13 protein-coding genes and 4 tRNA genes are annotated in these 16,661 nt (G+C 40.6%); 16 read left to right on the top strand and 1 reads right to left on the bottom strand.

Going from position 1 to position 16,661, the window contains the following annotated elements:
* Nucleotides 1-3: 3 nt before the first annotated feature.
* From ACFQ4X_RS16395 to dnaB, 3 genes are all read left to right on the top strand, one after another.
* Nucleotides 4-1,977 carry a DHH family phosphoesterase gene (locus ACFQ4X_RS16395; RefSeq protein WP_379836932.1) on the top strand — a complete coding sequence of 658 codons (1,974 nt, stop codon included), beginning with the start codon at nt 4-6 and terminating at the stop codon, nt 1,975-1,977.
* Complete coding sequence (rplI, locus tag ACFQ4X_RS16390; RefSeq protein WP_379836930.1) at nt 1,974-2,417, top strand: 50S ribosomal protein L9; 444 nt, start codon at nt 1,974-1,976, stop codon at nt 2,415-2,417. Before ACFQ4X_RS16395 ends, rplI begins: the two co-directional genes overlap by 4 nt.
* A gap of 290 nt (nt 2,418-2,707) precedes the next feature.
* On the top strand, nt 2,708-4,072 hold the full coding sequence (dnaB, locus tag ACFQ4X_RS16385; protein ID WP_066294385.1) for a replicative DNA helicase: 1,365 nt from the start codon (nt 2,708-2,710) through the stop codon (nt 4,070-4,072).
* 16 nt (nt 4,073-4,088) lie between these two features.
* On the opposite strand, the gene ACFQ4X_RS16380 is transcribed toward dnaB, so the two are convergent.
* Nucleotides 4,089-4,493 carry a UPF0158 family protein gene (locus tag ACFQ4X_RS16380; protein WP_379836928.1) on the bottom strand — a complete coding sequence of 135 codons (405 nt, stop codon included), beginning with the start codon at nt 4,491-4,493 and terminating at the stop codon, nt 4,089-4,091.
* A 218-nt stretch (nt 4,494-4,711) separates the two neighbouring features.
* Here ACFQ4X_RS16380 and ACFQ4X_RS16375 point away from each other — a divergent pair, with 218 nt between their 5' ends.
* From ACFQ4X_RS16375 to ACFQ4X_RS16315, 13 genes are all read left to right on the top strand, one after another.
* Nucleotides 4,712-5,998 (top strand): adenylosuccinate synthase, encoded by a 1,287-nt coding sequence (locus ACFQ4X_RS16375; RefSeq protein WP_379836926.1) that lies wholly within the window; start codon nt 4,712-4,714, stop codon nt 5,996-5,998.
* Between the two features lie 337 nt (nt 5,999-6,335).
* Nucleotides 6,336-6,411, top strand: a tRNA-Lys gene (locus ACFQ4X_RS16370).
* Nucleotides 6,412-6,427: 16 nt separating this feature from the next.
* Nucleotides 6,428-6,502: transfer RNA gene (locus ACFQ4X_RS16365), tRNA-Glu, on the top strand.
* Between the two features lie 31 nt (nt 6,503-6,533).
* Nucleotides 6,534-6,609, top strand: a tRNA-Asp gene (locus ACFQ4X_RS16360).
* Nucleotides 6,610-6,876: 267 nt separating this feature from the next.
* Nucleotides 6,877-6,952 (top strand) — tRNA-Phe (locus ACFQ4X_RS16355).
* A gap of 177 nt (nt 6,953-7,129) precedes the next feature.
* Nucleotides 7,130-7,717 carry a glycerol-3-phosphate acyltransferase gene (locus ACFQ4X_RS16350; protein WP_379836924.1) on the top strand — a complete coding sequence of 196 codons (588 nt, stop codon included), beginning with the start codon at nt 7,130-7,132 and terminating at the stop codon, nt 7,715-7,717.
* A gap of 237 nt (nt 7,718-7,954) precedes the next feature.
* Complete coding sequence (locus ACFQ4X_RS16345; RefSeq protein ID WP_379836922.1) at nt 7,955-9,406, top strand: peptidoglycan DD-metalloendopeptidase family protein; 1,452 nt, start codon at nt 7,955-7,957, stop codon at nt 9,404-9,406.
* A 196-nt stretch (nt 9,407-9,602) separates the two neighbouring features.
* The gene (yycF, locus tag ACFQ4X_RS16340; RefSeq protein WP_077360970.1) at nt 9,603-10,307 is read left to right on the top strand and encodes a response regulator YycF; all 705 of its coding nucleotides are present in this window, start codon (nt 9,603-9,605) and stop codon (nt 10,305-10,307) included.
* Between the two features lie 5 nt (nt 10,308-10,312).
* Nucleotides 10,313-12,148, top strand: a complete 1,836-nt coding sequence (walK, locus tag ACFQ4X_RS16335; protein ID WP_379836920.1) for a cell wall metabolism sensor histidine kinase WalK — start codon at nt 10,313-10,315, stop codon at nt 12,146-12,148.
* Nucleotides 12,145-13,554, top strand: a complete 1,410-nt coding sequence (locus tag ACFQ4X_RS16330; protein WP_379836918.1) for a YycH family regulatory protein — start codon at nt 12,145-12,147, stop codon at nt 13,552-13,554. Before walK ends, ACFQ4X_RS16330 begins: the two co-directional genes overlap by 4 nt.
* Nucleotides 13,555-14,400 carry a two-component system regulatory protein YycI gene (locus ACFQ4X_RS16325; protein WP_379836916.1) on the top strand — a complete coding sequence of 282 codons (846 nt, stop codon included), beginning with the start codon at nt 13,555-13,557 and terminating at the stop codon, nt 14,398-14,400.
* Between the two features lie 16 nt (nt 14,401-14,416).
* Nucleotides 14,417-15,214, top strand: coding sequence for an MBL fold metallo-hydrolase (locus ACFQ4X_RS16320; RefSeq protein WP_379836914.1), 798 nt, complete (start codon nt 14,417-14,419; stop codon nt 15,212-15,214).
* A 157-nt stretch (nt 15,215-15,371) separates the two neighbouring features.
* Nucleotides 15,372-16,571, top strand: coding sequence for a S1C family serine protease (locus ACFQ4X_RS16315; RefSeq protein ID WP_379836912.1), 1,200 nt, complete (start codon nt 15,372-15,374; stop codon nt 16,569-16,571).
* Nucleotides 16,572-16,661: the final 90 nt, after the last annotated feature.

Here is a 16,661-nt window from a genome sequence, read left to right as displayed (position 1 = left end):
AATATGCCAAAGTTTTTGTTAAAACGGTGGCATGGTTATCCCGTCATCGCCTTATTTGTTACTTCTGTTGTGCTGGTTAGCATCATCACTTATTTTCAATGGATGATCGGAATGGCAGGCTTCGTGCTATTAGGCGGCTTATTTTATTATGCCATGAGAGCTGAAGCAAGTTTTCAGGAGGAACTAGGTGACTATATTTCTACGCTTTCGCATCGCTTAAAGAAAGTGGGCGAAGAAGCGCTGATGGAAATGCCGATCGGGATTATTTTGTATGATGAGGATTTCAAGATTGAGTGGGCGAACCCATACATGGGGGCACTGATTGAAGAGGAATCCTTTATCGGGCATTCTCTAAACCATGTTTCAGAAGAACTTATTCCTTATTTAAAAAGTGATGCTAAGGAAGAAGTTATTAAGATTAATACACATAAATTCCAAGTGAATTTCAAGAAGGAAGACCGGCTCCTGTACTTTTTTGACGTAACCGAGCAACTTGATCTTGAGCGTTTATATGATGAAGAGCAAACGGTTATGGCGATTATCTATCTAGATAACTATGATGAAGTCACACAAGGGCTGGACGATCAATTCCGTTCGACGATCAACTCAAAAGTAACATCTGTTTTGAATGCATGGGCGAACGAACATGGCATCTTCCTTAAACGAACGTCTTCAGAGCGTTTTTTAGCTGTTTTTAACCAGCGTATTTTATATGAATTAGAAAAGAATAAGTTCAGTGTTCTAGATGAGGTAAGAGAATCAACGGCAAAGCAGAATGTTTCTCTTACGTTAAGTATCGGTGTCGCAGCAGGAACATCTTCGCTTCCTGAACTGGGTCAGCTTTCCCAATCGAGTCTTGATCTTGCTCTTGGACGCGGAGGCGACCAGGTTGCAATCAAGCAGACGAACGGAAAAGTGCGCTTCTACGGAGGCAAAACGAATCCTGTGGAAAAACGGACTCGTGTACGTGCTAGGGTTATTTCACATGCGCTGAGCGAACTAGTAGCTGACAGCGATAAAGTGATGATCATGGGGCATAAGAACCCGGATATGGATTCTATCGGATCTGCTATCGGTATTTTAAAAGTGGCTCAAGTCAACGGGAAAGACGGTTATGTTGTTCTGGATCAGTCAGATATCGACATTGGTGTTCAGCGCCTGATGGATGAGATCAAAGAAACGGAATCCGTCTGGAAGTTCTTTATCACGCCTGAAGAGGCACTAGATATTGCTTCACGAGATACGCTACTTGTTGTAGTCGATACACACAAACCATCGATGGTTATTGAAGAAAAACTCTTAACCAAGCTTGATCATGTTGTTGTTATCGACCATCACCGCCGCGGTGAAGAGTTCATTAAAGACCCTGTGCTCGTTTATATGGAGCCTTATGCTTCCTCAACGGCTGAGCTTGTCACAGAGCTTTTAGAATATCAGCCTAAGAGGCTGAAAATGCGTATGCTTGAGGCGACAGCCCTTCTTGCAGGGATTATTGTAGATACGAAGAGTTTTACGCTTAGAACCGGTTCTCGTACGTTTGATGCTGCTTCTTATTTAAGGGCGCACGGAGCCGATACGATTCTCGTACAAAAGTTTTTAAAAGAAGATTTAAATACGTACACAAGACGCTCTAAGCTCATTGAGAGCGCTGAAGTTTATAAAAAAGGTATTGTTATCGCAAAAAGCACACCTGAGGATGCTTATAATCAGGTAGTTATCGCTCAAGCAGCCGATATTTTATTATCGATGAACGGTATTCAGGCGTCCTTTGTTATTTCAAACCGCATTGATGGGAAAGTAAGCATCAGTGCACGCTCACTTGGGGATATCAACGTGCAGATGATCATGGAACGATTAGAAGGCGGAGGGCATCTGACAAATGCCGCATGCCAGATCGAAAACAGCACGATTGATGAAGCTGAAAGACATTTAAAACAGATCATTGACGAGTATATTGAAGGGGGAGAAGAGGAATGAAAGTAATTTTTCTTCAAGATGTAAAAGGCAAAGGTAAAAAAGGGGAAGTAAAGAACGTTTCTGAGGGGTACGCACGCAACTTTCTTTTTCCTAAAAACTTAGCTTCAGAAGCAACGTCCGGTGCGATGGCAGCACTTCAAGGACAGCAGAAGAGTGAAGAGAAAAAGCAGCAGGCGCAACTCGAAGAGGCTGAAGCACTTAAAGCTAAGCTAGCTGAAATGACCATCACCATTAAAACAAAAACAGGTGAAGGCGGCCGAGTATTTGGTTCTGTCACAAGCAAACAGATTGCTGATGGATTAAAGGAACAAGGCATTAAAATCGATAAGCGTAAAATCGAGCTTGCTGACCCGATTAAATCACTAGGCTACACGAATGTACCTATTAAAATTCATTCGCAAGTAACAGGAACAGTTAAAGTGCACGTAACGGAAGAATAAAAAAGCCGGGCTTCCCCGGTTTTTTCGGTGTTATAGAAAAGCTGTTTTCGCAAGCTTCGTTGTTTTTGAAAGTGGTTGATTTCCGCTCCAGGTACTCGCTTTCCGAGGGGTGTGCGGTGAGCCTCCTCTGCGCTTTGCGCCGCTAGGAGTCTCACCTGTCCCACTGATCCCTCAGGAGTCTCGCACCTTGCGCTTCAATCAACTTGCCAAATGAAGAGAATGAAAAAACAACCTAAAAGTAACAATCTTTTATAGATGAGCCATAAAACAGAGGAGAGGAGGAAAAAAGAATGAGTGATTTATTTGCCGATCGCATACCGCCGCAGAATATAGAAGCGGAACAAGCGGTGCTGGGTGCTATCTTTCTAGAGCCCGAAGCTTTGATTACCGCTTCAGAAATTTTGCTTCCAGAAGATTTCTATCGAGCCACACATCAAAGAATATATCGTGTCATGCTGGACTTAAACGCAAAAGGAGAACCAGTTGACCTTATCACAGTAACTTCTGAGCTTTCCGATAATAATCAGCTGGATGAAGTAGGGGGCTTATCCTTTTTAACAGAACTTGCCGACAGTGCTCCAACTGCGGCAAACATTGAATACTACAGCAAAATTGTAGAAGAGAAGTCTCTGCTGCGCCGTTTGATTCGAACTGCTACTGATATAACAGCAAACAGTTATGCCCGTGAAGAAGAAGTAGAAGCTATTTTGAATGAAGCGGAGAAATCCATTCTAGAGGTTGCGAACCGAAAAAATACGAGCGCATTTACTCAGATTAAGGATGTTTTAGTACATGCTTATGACAACATTGAAGCTCTTCATAACCGTAAAGGGGATATCACTGGGGTTCCGACAGGCTTTAATGATTTGGACAGGATGACTGCTGGTTTCCAGAGAAACGATCTGATTATCGTAGCCGCACGTCCTTCAGTTGGTAAAACCGCTTTCGCCTTGAACATTGCTCAAAACGTTGCTACCAAAACGGAAGAAAACGTTGCGATATTCAGTCTTGAGATGGGTGCTGAGCAGCTTGTCATGCGTATGCTTTGTGCGGAAGGAAATATCGATGCACAGCGTCTGCGTACAGGTGCATTGATTCCGGAGGACTGGCAGAAGCTTACGATGGCGATGGGAAGTCTTTCAGCTGCTGGTATCTATATCGACGATACACCGGGGATCAGAATCAATGACATTCGTGCAAAATGCCGCCGCTTGAAGCAGGAAAAAGGCTTAGGGATGATTCTTATCGATTACTTGCAGCTTATTATGGGAAGCGGGAAATCCGGTGAGAACCGTCAGCAGGAAGTTTCTGAAATCTCCCGTTCACTAAAAGCACTTGCGCGTGAGCTGGAAGTGCCTGTTATTGCCTTGTCTCAGCTATCACGTGGTGTTGAATCCCGTCAGGATAAGCGTCCGATGATGTCTGATATTCGTGAATCAGGTTCCATCGAGCAGGATGCCGATATCGTAGCCTTCCTTTATCGTGATGATTATTATGATAAAGAATCAGAGAGCAAGAACATCATCGAAATCATTATTGCGAAGCAGCGTAATGGTCCAACTGGAACCGTAGAGCTAGCATTCGTAAAAGAATATAATAAATTCGTTAACCTGGACCGGCGGCACGATGAAAGTGCCATTCCGCCAGGCGCATAAAGAAAGCAGCTGGATTTTAGTCCAGCTGCTTTTCCATTTCTGTAATCTGTTTTTCAGATAACCAATTTTCGATGCGGCTTTTCACTTTTTCTTTTTGAAAGGCATGCCATTTTTCCGTTAAGCTAAGCTGTTCGATCGTTTCATTAAATCGTTCAAACGGATTATTTTCATTAAGTGCATGCAATAATTCATTATGCTGATTTTGACTTTCAAATTCGACCATCCAGCTAAAAGACTCAACGTTCATCACTTTTGGAATCTCAATAAACCGTTCTGGTTCATCAGCATCTAAAAACTCTAAATTAGGCAATCCTCCTGGTTCAATCGCATCAAGAAGAATTACTTGTTCATTTTTATCTAAATAATATATATGGTTAGCTGCGTTATCCATATAAGCAACCATTAATTTTTCAATAAACAAAGAATCATACCTCCTGCACAAGGTGAATACTACAGAATACGTTAGAGTTTTTAATCTTTTGACTATGGGAATGTAAAAATTTTACGAACAAATATATTAATTTTTGATTTAATGTTCGTGTTTTTCGTTGACTTTCGCGAAAGTTATTGCTAAACTAAGCATGGTTTTCAAGATTAGGTGATAATATCGCCGGTCGTTAATTTGATGGAGGTGCAACCATGTCATCAGTAGTAGTAGTGGGAACACAATGGGGAGATGAAGGAAAAGGTAAGATTACCGATTATCTCTCAGAAAAAGCAGAAGTAGTAGCAAGATATCAAGGCGGAAACAACGCTGGTCATACAATTGTATTTGAAGGAAAAAAATATAAGCTTCACTTAATCCCATCTGGAATCTTTTATAAGGATAAAATTTGTGTTATCGGAAACGGTATGGTTGTTGATCCTAAAGCTGTTCTTGAAGAGCTTGCATATCTTCACAGCCATGGGGTAAGTACAGATAACCTTCGTATCTCAAACCGTGCTCATGTAATTCTTCCTTATCATCTTCGCCAGGATATTTTAGAAGAAGAAAGCAAGGGTGCTAACAAGATCGGTACAACGAAAAAGGGTATCGGCCCAGCATATATGGATAAAGCAGCGCGCATCGGCATTCGAATCGCGGATTTGTTAGACCGTGAAGTATTTGAAGAAAAGCTTGAGCGCAACTTAGCTGAAAAGAACCGCTTGTTTGAGCGTATTTATGAATCAGAAGGCTTTACTAAAGAAGAAATCCTGGACGAGTATTTTGAGTACGGCCAGCAAATCGAAAAGTATGTTGTGGATACATCTGTCGTGTTAAATGATGCTCTAGATGATGGCCGCCGTGTTCTTTTTGAAGGAGCTCAAGGCGTTATGCTTGATATCGACCAAGGAACATATCCTTTCGTAACATCTTCAAATCCGATCGCAGGCGGAGTTACAATCGGTTCTGGTGTTGGTCCATCTAAGATCAACCACGTTGTAGGTGTTTCAAAAGCTTACACAACACGTGTCGGTGATGGCCCGTTCCCAACCGAACTTCATGATGAAATCGGAAATCAAATCCGTGAAGTTGGACGTGAGTACGGTACGACAACTGGACGTCCGCGCCGTGTTGGCTGGTTTGACGCTGTTGTAGTACGTCATGCTCGCCGTGTTTCTGGGATTACAGATCTTTCTCTAAACTCAATCGACGTTTTAACAGGTATTGAAACATTGAAAATCTGTGTTGCTTACAAGTACAAAGGGGAATTAACATATGAGTTCCCGGCTAGCCTTAAAGTACTTGCAGAATGTGAGCCTGTATTTGAAGAATTGCCAGGCTGGACGGAAGACATTACAGGCGTAAAAGATCTTGGAGAACTTCCTGAAAATGCACGTCATTATGTAGAACGCATCTCACAAGTAACAGGTATTCCGCTATCCATCTTCTCAGTTGGACCTGACCGTGCACAAACAAACATGGTTAGAGGCGTGTTTGCTTAAAAATAATAAAATCGAGGCTCCTTGTTTGCAAGGAGCTTCTTTTTCTGTTTTATAGACTTTTTCTCTTGTTAGTGTTTGTGTGAAGAAGACAAATCGAGCGAATGATTATATGGGAAGTACATAGAAAATTAATTCCACGTTATTTTCAATAAACAAAATTTTCGACATTATTTGTCAAATACACATTTAATGGTAAATCCCCTCCAGCTGTTTTTATATAAAAACAGCAACCTTGAAAGTTTTTAAAAAAATAAAACAAAAACATATTGTCAAACCCTCAATATCGTGATAAAGTAACACTTGTCGTGAAAAAACGACATCGTTCTTTTTTTAGCAAGAGCCATTAGCTCAGTCGGTAGAGCATCTGACTTTTAATCAGAGGGTCGAAGGTTCGAGTCCTTCATGGCTCACCACTTTTTTTCAAAAAGTGGCCCGTTGGTCAAGCGGTTAAGACACCGCCCTTTCACGGCGGTAACACGGGTTCGAATCCCGTACGGGTCACCATTTTTTATATTAATAATTTTCAGCTTCAAATGGACTCGTGGTGTAGTGGTTAACATGCCTGCCTGTCACGCAGGAGATCGCCGGTTCGACCCCGGTCGGGTCCGCCATTTTTTCTCAGTAAATTTTTGGCTCGGTAGCTACGAGCGTTACAGCACGATTAAGCTGCGAGTTGTCTCGACGGATACACATTAGATAACAGCGTGTAGAGGAAGAGACACAATTAAATAGAAACCAAAATTTCTAATTTTGGCTCGATAGCTCAGTCACGAGCAACACATCGTGATAAAACTACGAGTTGTCTCGACGGATACACCTTAACACTTCGCTTTTAGAGGAAGAGACAGGGTACCAACCAACGGACAGTTTAACAACTTGGCTCGATAGCTCAGTCGGTAGAGCAGAGGACTGAAAATCCTCGTGTCGGCGGTTCGATTCCGTCTCGAGCCACCATTTTACTTTTACTTTATATCCTAAATCATGCGGCATGCCTTTAGAGGCATGCTTTTTTTATATACTAAAGCTTGTTTTAAAAGCATACAAATGAAAGCAGGACTTTTTCTTTTACCAACAGGGTTATACACGTGCTGCTTCGAATATATTGTTATCAAACTGGGATGAGGAAGGCAGATGATTATACAAATGGAATTTCAATGGGTGTTGTATTTAATCGCAAGTTATCTTGTCGGTGGTTTGATGACAGGATTCCTTGTAGCGAAAGTGTTAAGGGGCCACGATCTAAGAGTGATGGGCAGCGGTAACATAGGTGCAAGAAATGCTGGGCGTGTTCTTGGACCAGCTGGATTCGTACTAACATTAGCCGGTGACATTCTTAAAGCAGCTGCGGTAGTTTGGGCAGGAATGGAATTAGCTTTTCCACCCTATATTCAGTTGCTTGGATTTTTAGCAGTAATTATAGGACACCTTTATCCAATATTCCTTAGGTTTAAAGGAGGAAAAGGAGTAGCTTCGTTTATAGGGGGATTGCTGGTTTTTAATTGGCTGTCTGCCGTACTGGTGGGAGCTGCGTTCCTGCTGTTCTATTCCATTAAAAGAAGTCTTACAGTAGCTGGTCTTTTTGCATTTGCACTTGCCCCATTTTTTTATTGGCTGTTAGAAAAGCAATGGCTTGAAACTATTATCCTCATTCCAATCAGTTTGCTAGTTGTATATGTACAAAAGGATGATATTAAAGAACGGCTCATGTTAAGGGAATAAAATAGTTAAGAGCAATAGGAGAAAATCACTATTGCTCTTTTTTTTGGAGAAAATTAAATACCCGATCTTTTTGTTACTTAAACATCCGGTTTTTTACAGTTGCATTACAAAATCCGAGAAAATCTGACAAATGGAATTTTAATATGATAGGATACAAAAGGGATTAAAGAGAATTTTGTCATAGGACAATAGACTTAGCTGAGATATAGCAGAGGATCTTTAGGGGGAACTAGAAGGGTGCAAAATCGAAAAACCACTGAAAGATTTATAAAAAAGCCAGTGCCATTTCTTGTGGCGGTTATCTTATTACTAACAACTTTTACGATGAATTCATCGGTAACATATGCACACCATGATGATAACCAATTAATCAAGACAGTCTTTCATGTCTATGTAGATGGGAAGAAAATCGGGACAGTTCGTGAAAAAAGCGTCGTCGATCGCGCTGTAGAACAATATATTCAAAATGCAAAAGGCAAAAAAGGGGATTTTGCTTTTACATTAAATGAATCTATTGAACTTAAGCCAGAAAAGATGTTTAGACCACAGTTTGATAATGAAGCTGTAAGAGAAGCGTTATCGAAAACGCTGTCAGTTTCATTAGAAGCTTACCGTCTCGTAATAGATGGACAAACTGTAGCTTATGTATCCAGTGAGAAAGAAGCGGAAGATATCCTGTTAAAAATGAAGTTGGAGCATGTTTCAAAAGAGGAACTTGATGCGATTGAAAAAAACAAGGCTGAAAATAAGGACGTTGAAATTCCTGAATTACAGCCAGGTGAAAGTAAAGTAGTAGACATAGACTTTTCATCGCCTATTTTAATTAGAAAAGCTCAAACTTCTTTAAGTGAATTGGTTTCAGTTGATGAAGCGATTACTCGCATCAAGGAAGGTACGCTTCAAAAGAAGGAACACACCATACAAGAAGGTGAAACGGTAGAATCCATTACGGAAAAGTATCATCTGACAATGGATCAATTTTTTACGTTAAATCCGCGTTTTGTATTAGCTCCTGTTATCCGTATTGGAGAGAATGTAACGGTTACAGAGAAGAAACCTTTTACAGAAGTTCTCGTTTATGAAGCAAGCAGGACTCAAAATGAGATACCTTTTAAAATTGAAAAACAAAATGATAATACGCTTGAAAAAGGCGAAATCAAAACCGTTCAAAAAGGTCAAAAAGGATTAGAGGATATTACGTATACCGTTAGAAAAACGAACGGAAAAACGATCCAAAAAGATATTTTGAACCAAGAACAAGTGAAAGCGCCTGTAACAGAGATTCAGAAGATCGGAACGAAAGTAATCCCTTCTAAAGGGACAGGCAGCCTAACGTGGCCAGCTGTTGGGGGTTACATCTCCAGTCATATGGGCTCACGCTGGGGACGCCAGCATAAAGGAATGGATATTGCCCGTCCATCGAATCGTTCTATCCTTGCAGCAGATAATGGAACCGTTGCGTTTGCAGGATGGGATGGGGATTACGGCAACAAAATTATCATCAACCATAATAATGGGATGAGAACGATCTATGCACATTTAAGCTCACTTTCTGTATCAACCGGGGATGTTGTGCAAAAAGGTTCTAAAATCGGTGTTATGGGATCAACAGGCCAGTCAACAGGTGTTCATCTGCACTTTGAGGTTTACAAAAATGGAGTGTTGCAAAATCCTGAAGACTATTTGTAAAATGAAGCGCATTGCCTCCTGGGAAAGATTTTTTCCTGGGAGGTTTTTCTTATTTGAATTAAAAGGTTTTCCCGGTATTATGGAGAAAGTTTCACTTATGATAAAATAGTAGAGATACAGCAATTTTTACAATACTAAAATTCAAAATTCATTCAGCTATACATTAAAATAGAGTTTCCGAAAAAGGAGCGTTCCCATGGATAAGAAAATTCTCGTTGTGGATGATGAAAAACCGATTGCAGATATTCTGCAGTTTAATCTTGAAAAAGAAGGCTTCACGGTTATGTGTGCATACGATGGCATCAATGCGCTGGAAAAGGTTGAAAAAGAGAAGCCAGACATGATTCTGCTCGATATCATGCTTCCATTAAAGGATGGTATGGAAGTATGCCGTGAGATACGCAAAAAATACGATATGCCGATCATTATGCTGACTGCAAAAGATTCGGAAATAGATAAAGTACTTGGTCTGGAGCTTGGTGCAGACGATTACGTGACAAAGCCATTCAGTACACGCGAGCTGATCGCGCGTGTTAAAGCCAATCTGCGCCGCCACCAGCAGGAATCTGAGCGCGAGGTAGATGAGAACAACGAAATTACCATTGGTTCTCTTACGATTCATCCTGACGCTTATATTGTTACAAAGCGCGGAGAAACGATAGAACTGACACACCGGGAGTTTGAACTGCTTCATTATTTAGCTAAACATATCGGACAAGTAATGACACGTGAACACTTGCTGCAGACAGTATGGGGTTACGATTATTTCGGTGATGTCCGTACTGTCGACGTTACGGTTCGACGTTTGCGTGAAAAAGTGGAAGATAATCCGAGTCACCCTTTATGGATCATTACTAGACGCGGAGTGGGGTATTACCTAAGAAATCCTGACCAGGAGTAATCATCATGGATAAAGTCAATTTTTTTAAATCAATACATGTGAAATTTGTATTGATTTATGTTTTGCTCATATTAATAGCCATGCAGGTGATCAGCGTCTATTTTATTAACAATTTAGAGACTGACCTGCGGCAGAACTTCACAAAATCACTTTATGACAGAGTGAATTTGCTGGAGTTTAATATTGAGCAGAAAATGAAGGACGAAAAGAGCTACAAAGAGAAAAAAACTGAGGATGGAGAAACATCTGAAAAAACGCTTGAAGCTGATATTCAAGCGTTAATTGACGAGGAATTTGAAGAGAAAGAAGTTCAGGTTCTTAATAAAGAAGGTACTGTACTGGCAAGCAGCAATCCTAGATTACTAGGACAGGTCAGCTTCAATCCTAAAATCAAACTGGCACTTGAAGGGACAGTGGATGACGAGGTCATGCTGACTCCTGAAGGCGAGCGGGTTATGGTTCTTGCTAAGCCGATAAAAATAGATAATAACGGACCAACCATCGGTGCGATCTATTTGGAGGCATCAATTGAAAGCATTTTTAAACAAATACAAAGAATCAATAACATTTTAGTTACCGGTACTGTAATAGCCCTTATTATTACAGGACTTCTCGGTGTCTTTTTGGCGCGCACGATTACGCGTCCGATGGCAGACATGAGAAAACAGGCTCTCGTTATGGCAAGAGGCGACTTTTCCCGTAAAGTACAGCTCTACGGAGATGATGAGATCGGTCAGCTTGCGATGACGTTTAATAACCTGACGAAAAAGCTTCAGGAAGCGACAGCTATAACAGAGAGTGAAAGAAGAAAACTTCGTTCGGTCTTAACCTATATGACAGATGGAGTAATCGCAACCGACCGGGATGGAGCAATCATTCTAATGAATGACCGTGCGGAAGAAATGCTGAACATATCGAGACAGAATGCCCTTGGGACATCGCTAATGGAGTTATTGCGATTAAATACAAATTACACGTGGGAAGAGCTCTATAACGAATATGAATCCATGCTGCTGGATTTCAGTACAGATGATCTTCATTATGTCGTCCGAGCAAACTTTTCAACGATTCAAAAAGACGATGGGCCGATTAATGGTCTGATTTGTGTATTGCATGATGTTACGGAACAAGAACAGATTGATAATGAACGAAGAGAGTTCGTTTTTAACGTATCTCATGAATTAAGAACACCGCTTACTACGATGAGAAGCTATCTGGAAGCTCTTGCGGATGGGGCATGGCAGGATGACAACATCGCGCCACGCTTTTTAGAAGTGACCCAAAACGAAACAGAGCGTATGATCCGTCTTGTTACAGACTTGCTTCAGTTATCAAAAATGGACAGCAAAGACTATCGTTTTAATTTCCGTGAAATTGATTTAGTAGATTTCCTCGATGGTATTATTGAACGGTTTGAGATGCTTGAGAAGGAGAACATTGAACTCTCCCGTTCTCTCCCTGACGGGGTGATACCTGTTCAGTTAGATACAGATAAAATGACTCAGGTGCTAGATAATATTATTTCTAATGCCATGAAATACTCTCCTGAAGGCGGTACGATAACCGTTGCTGTTTCAATCACAGGAAGAAAAGTAAAAGTAAGTATTTCTGATCAAGGTGTAGGGATTCCAAAAAACAATGTGTCTAAAATTTTCGATCGATTTTTCCGTGTCGACCGTGCTCGTTCCAGAGACCTTGGCGGTACAGGACTTGGTCTTGCGATCGCAAAAGAAATTGTTCTTGCACATGGCGGGGATATTTGGGCAGAAAGTGAATGGGGACAAGGAACGACGATACATTTTACTCTTCCTTTAAGAAAAGTTAGGGAGGGGCAGCGATGAATTGGTTAAAATGGATTACAAATACCAGAAAAATAATTACTCTTTTCCGTGAGAACTATGAACTTATCAAATCGGTTACACTAACTGCGCTTATTTTATTAAGCCTTGTACTAACTTGGAGTCTATGGACGTTTAAACCAAGCTACCCATTTTTAGAAGACGCGCGGACCGTAAAAAAACAAGAAGTAGATGATCCGGCGGAGATTCAAGACGTAGTCAATCCAACGCAAGTTATCTATCATAACGGGAGCAAGTTATATGGGGCAGAGGCTAATAATGTAATAGAAAAATTTCACAACACATTAAAAGAAACTAAGTTTATTATTGATCCCGGTACAAGAACTCTGCCGTTTGACCCTGAAGACAAATTGATAAAAGAAACTGATCACCAATACATTGAAGTTATCTATCCTGTAGAAATGACACAAGAAATCTATAAAGAAGTATTCTTTTTTGATTCGGAAATTACGGCAAGCAAACCGCAATACGTAGACAGGATCTTTCTTTACAAAAGTGATTCTTCAGGCAGTATAGAAGGATATTTAGTATCCTATCAGTCAAAGAAGATGCAAAAGATTAAAGCTTCTAATAATGCGCTGCTTCCATTAATAAATGACATGGATGAAATGGTTGCCAATAGCAGTCTGGTTCCTTATCTTTCTTATGATATTGAACAGCGGAATGACGATGGCCAGAATGAAATTCAGCAAAGGTTCTACTTCCCGAAAAACAAGCTGGAACTTAACAAATATAACTATATTTCTAGAGCGACAAACGAAGACACGTATGAATTGTATAAGAAAGCCCTCTTTAAAGATCCACAAGCTGTAAAGAGTGCAACAAGCGATAATGAAATAACGTATGCGGATGGAACAGCAGCAATGGTCGTTAAAATCCTGCAAAATCGTTTTACGTATACAAATTTTGCTGGATCCGCAAATCCGAATACAACCCAAATCTCACCGCTCTTTCAATCGATAGACTATATTAATACTCATGCGGGCTGGGGAAATCCATATATTTTATCGAATATAGGTACCTATACAACTGACTTTTGGCTGTTTGTTGAAAACCTCCCTGTACTCGATCCAGACATACAAATGAGTTTAACTTGGTACGAAAACGAATTGCAGGAATATGAACGATCTTTAGTTCAGCTGGATTTAAGCGAGACGTCCATTCCTTCTTCATTAACAGAAGAAGTTACGATACAATCTGGAGACTCAGTTATAAATAAACTGAAAGAATCTGATTATAACACCAACTATATTAAGGACATTCGCATCGGATATAGCATGAAAAAGCGTGAACCTCATATCTATATGCTTGAACCGCAGTGGTTTATTAATTATGACATAAAAGGCTGGGAGCCATTATTTAAAGAAGACAGAGAGGAAGGGTTTTAATTGGATTGGAAGAAAACAAAAAGCATCTTTATCCTTACCTTTCTTGTCTTGAACTTGTTTCTTGGTTACCAGCTCTACCAAAAGAACGATATAAACAATATTGCCTACCTTTCGGAGCAGCCTTTAGAAGAAAGGTTAGCGATCAATAAAATTTCATATCAGGATAAACTTCCAAAATACAAAGCTGAGCAGACCTTAATTAGTGCACAGCGCTATAAATTTACGGAAGAAGAGCAAGAACTAAGTTCAAAAAACATTTCACTTGATGAGGATGCCAGCACTGACATTACCCTTCACTATAAGCTGGAAGAACCTATTGATCTTCCTGAAAAGGATACAAAAGATCTAATTGATGAGTTAGGGAAATTCTTAGAAGAAAATGTTACTCGCGGCAAAGAATATAGATATTATGAATGGGACAAGGAAGAAAAGATCATCTGGTTTAACCAAGTTTACTTAGAAAAGCCGATTTTTTATAATGCTGCTAATTTTGAAACCCCAAAAGGTTCAGAACTAGATTATGAAGCACCAAATGGCATGATTAAATTCAAGCTCGACGATAAGGGGAATTTAACGGATTTTACACAAACGTATTTAGGAATAATGCGTCAAGGTGCCTTCCAAGAAATCATTACTCCCAAAAAAGCATTAGGACGTTTATTAGATACTAGCCACTTGAAAAAAGGCCATAAAATTGAAAATATCAAACTAGGATACTACAGTCTTGTAGGTGTTGGGGATCTTCAGGTGTATGCACCAACCTGGCTGATTGAAACAGAGAACGGACAATATTTAGTCAATGCAACTGACAGTTCCATTCAAGTTTTATCTGAAAAAGAGGAGTAGAAAGGAACATGCGGTTATGAGTTTAAAATTCAGTGTTCTCGCCAGCGGGAGCTCGGGAAATGCAATTTACGTAGAAACAGAGAAAACAAGGCTGCTTGTTGATGCAGGACTCAGCGCTAAGCAGATACAAATTCTTTTTGAAAAAGCCGCTTGTGGAGAAGTGGGAGATATCGACGGCATTTTAGTCACTCATGAACACAGCGACCATATAAAAGGGCTGGGTGTCCTGGCCCGAAAATTTAAGCTTCCAATCTATGCAAATAAAAATACGTGGAACGCGATGAACGGATTAATTGGGGAAGTGAATACGGAACAGAAGTTTGAGTTTGAGATGGAAACGGTCAAAACGTTTAATGACCTTGAGGTAGAGTCATTTGGCGTGTCTCATGACGCCGCTGAGCCGATGTTCTATGTATTTCATCATAACGGAAGGAAACTCGCTCTAATGACCGATACAGGCTATGTGAGCGACCGTATGAAAGGCATCATCCGCGACAGTCACTCTCTTGTTATCGAATCCAATCACGATATTAACATGCTGATGATGGGGAGATACCCATGGAACATTAAGCGCCGTATTCTAGGAGACCATGGACATATCTCTAACGAAGATTGCGGACATGCTCTTGCTGATGTAATTGGTGACGGCACTAAACATATATATTTAGCTCATCTAAGCAAAGATAATAACATGAAAGACATCGCACGACTTGCAGTTGAGCAAACATTGAAAACCCATGATATCTCGACTGGAGATCAAGTTATTTTACATGATACAGATGCCAGTCAGCCAACAAAGCTGGCAGTCGTTTAAATAACTTACTTGTTTAAAGTAAACCGTTTCAGGAAATAACAATAAGTGTGGGAAATTATGAAAAATAACCCAAAATGTCCATAATTTAAGGACTTATTACTTATAATGGGTTATGAATTCGAACACTTCATTGTTGAAAGGAACGGTGATGACTTACATGGGTTATTATGATGGAGATCATGAATCCTCATCGCGACAAAAAGGAAACCGTGGAGGAAAGTTTCTACCAGCTTTGCTAGGAGCGATTCTGGGCGGTTTGCTTGTATTATTTACAGTGCCAGCATTGGGGGGCGCCGGTTTGCTTCCGGATAACCTGTATCCTTCAAATGAAGAGGAAAACGGTCTTGGTGCTGATGAAAACGCGATTGAGAGAAACGTGGATGTTGATCTTACTACAAACGTAACCGATGCGGTAGACAAAGCATCTGATGCAGTGGTAGAAGTGGTGAACATTCAGCAAACCGATTTTTGGAGCCAGCAGCCAGCCGGTACTGGATCAGGAGTTATTTATAAAAAAGAAGGCAATAAAGCATACGTTGTAACGAACGACCATGTGGTAGCTGATGCAAGCCAGATCGAAATCACTTTAAGCAATGGAACAAAGCTTAAAGGGACACTTCGGGGTACAGATCCTTTAATGGACTTAGCGGTTGTAGAAATCGATGGAAGCAAGATCGAGGATGTAGCTGAGTTTGGTTCATCTGGAGATTTAAAACGCGGGGAACCGGCAATTGCAATCGGAAACCCTCTAGGTAACTTTCCTGGTTCAGTCACTCAAGGAATTGTCTCAAGTGCTGACCGTTCTATTCCAGTTGACCTAGATCAAGACGGCAACCCTGACTGGCAGGCAGAAGTTATTCAGACTGATGCAGCGATTAACCCTGGAAACAGTGGTGGAGCGCTTATCAACATAGCTGGACAGGTAATTGGGATTAATTCCTCAAAAATTGCTCAGCAGGAAGTAGAAGGAATAGGTTTTGCGATTCCGTCTGATGTAGCAAGACCTATTATTGAAGATCTTGAAAAGTATGGAGAAGTACGAAGACCATTCTTAGGGGTAAATATCATTCCTCTATCACAGGTAAATACTTACCATCGTGAACAGACATTAAAGATTCCAGACAGTGTAAAAGGCGGCATCGTCGTCATGGAGATCACGCCAACATCTCCAGCTGCGCGAGCTGGCATTAAAGAAATGGATGTTATTGTTGAAATGGGCGGCGAAAAGATCAATGATCCTATCGCACTTCGTAAATTCCTTTATACAAAGACTAAAATCGGCGAAGAAGTCGAAGTCGTTTTCTATCGCGACGGTAAAAAACAATCAGCTAAAGTTGAATTAGGTAAGCAAACATAAAAACAGGGGGAACTACCCCCTGTTTTTATTTTGAATACAAAACGCTATATGTGGACAACTTTTTACATGTATGTCGTTTACAGAAGACGA

Source organism: Fictibacillus halophilus (assembly GCF_042680145.1).
GTDB lineage: Bacteria > Bacillota > Bacilli > Bacillales > Fictibacillaceae > Fictibacillus > Fictibacillus halophilus_A.
Note: the sequence above shows the minus strand (reverse complement) of the source record. Positions and strands in the feature narration are given on the sequence as shown.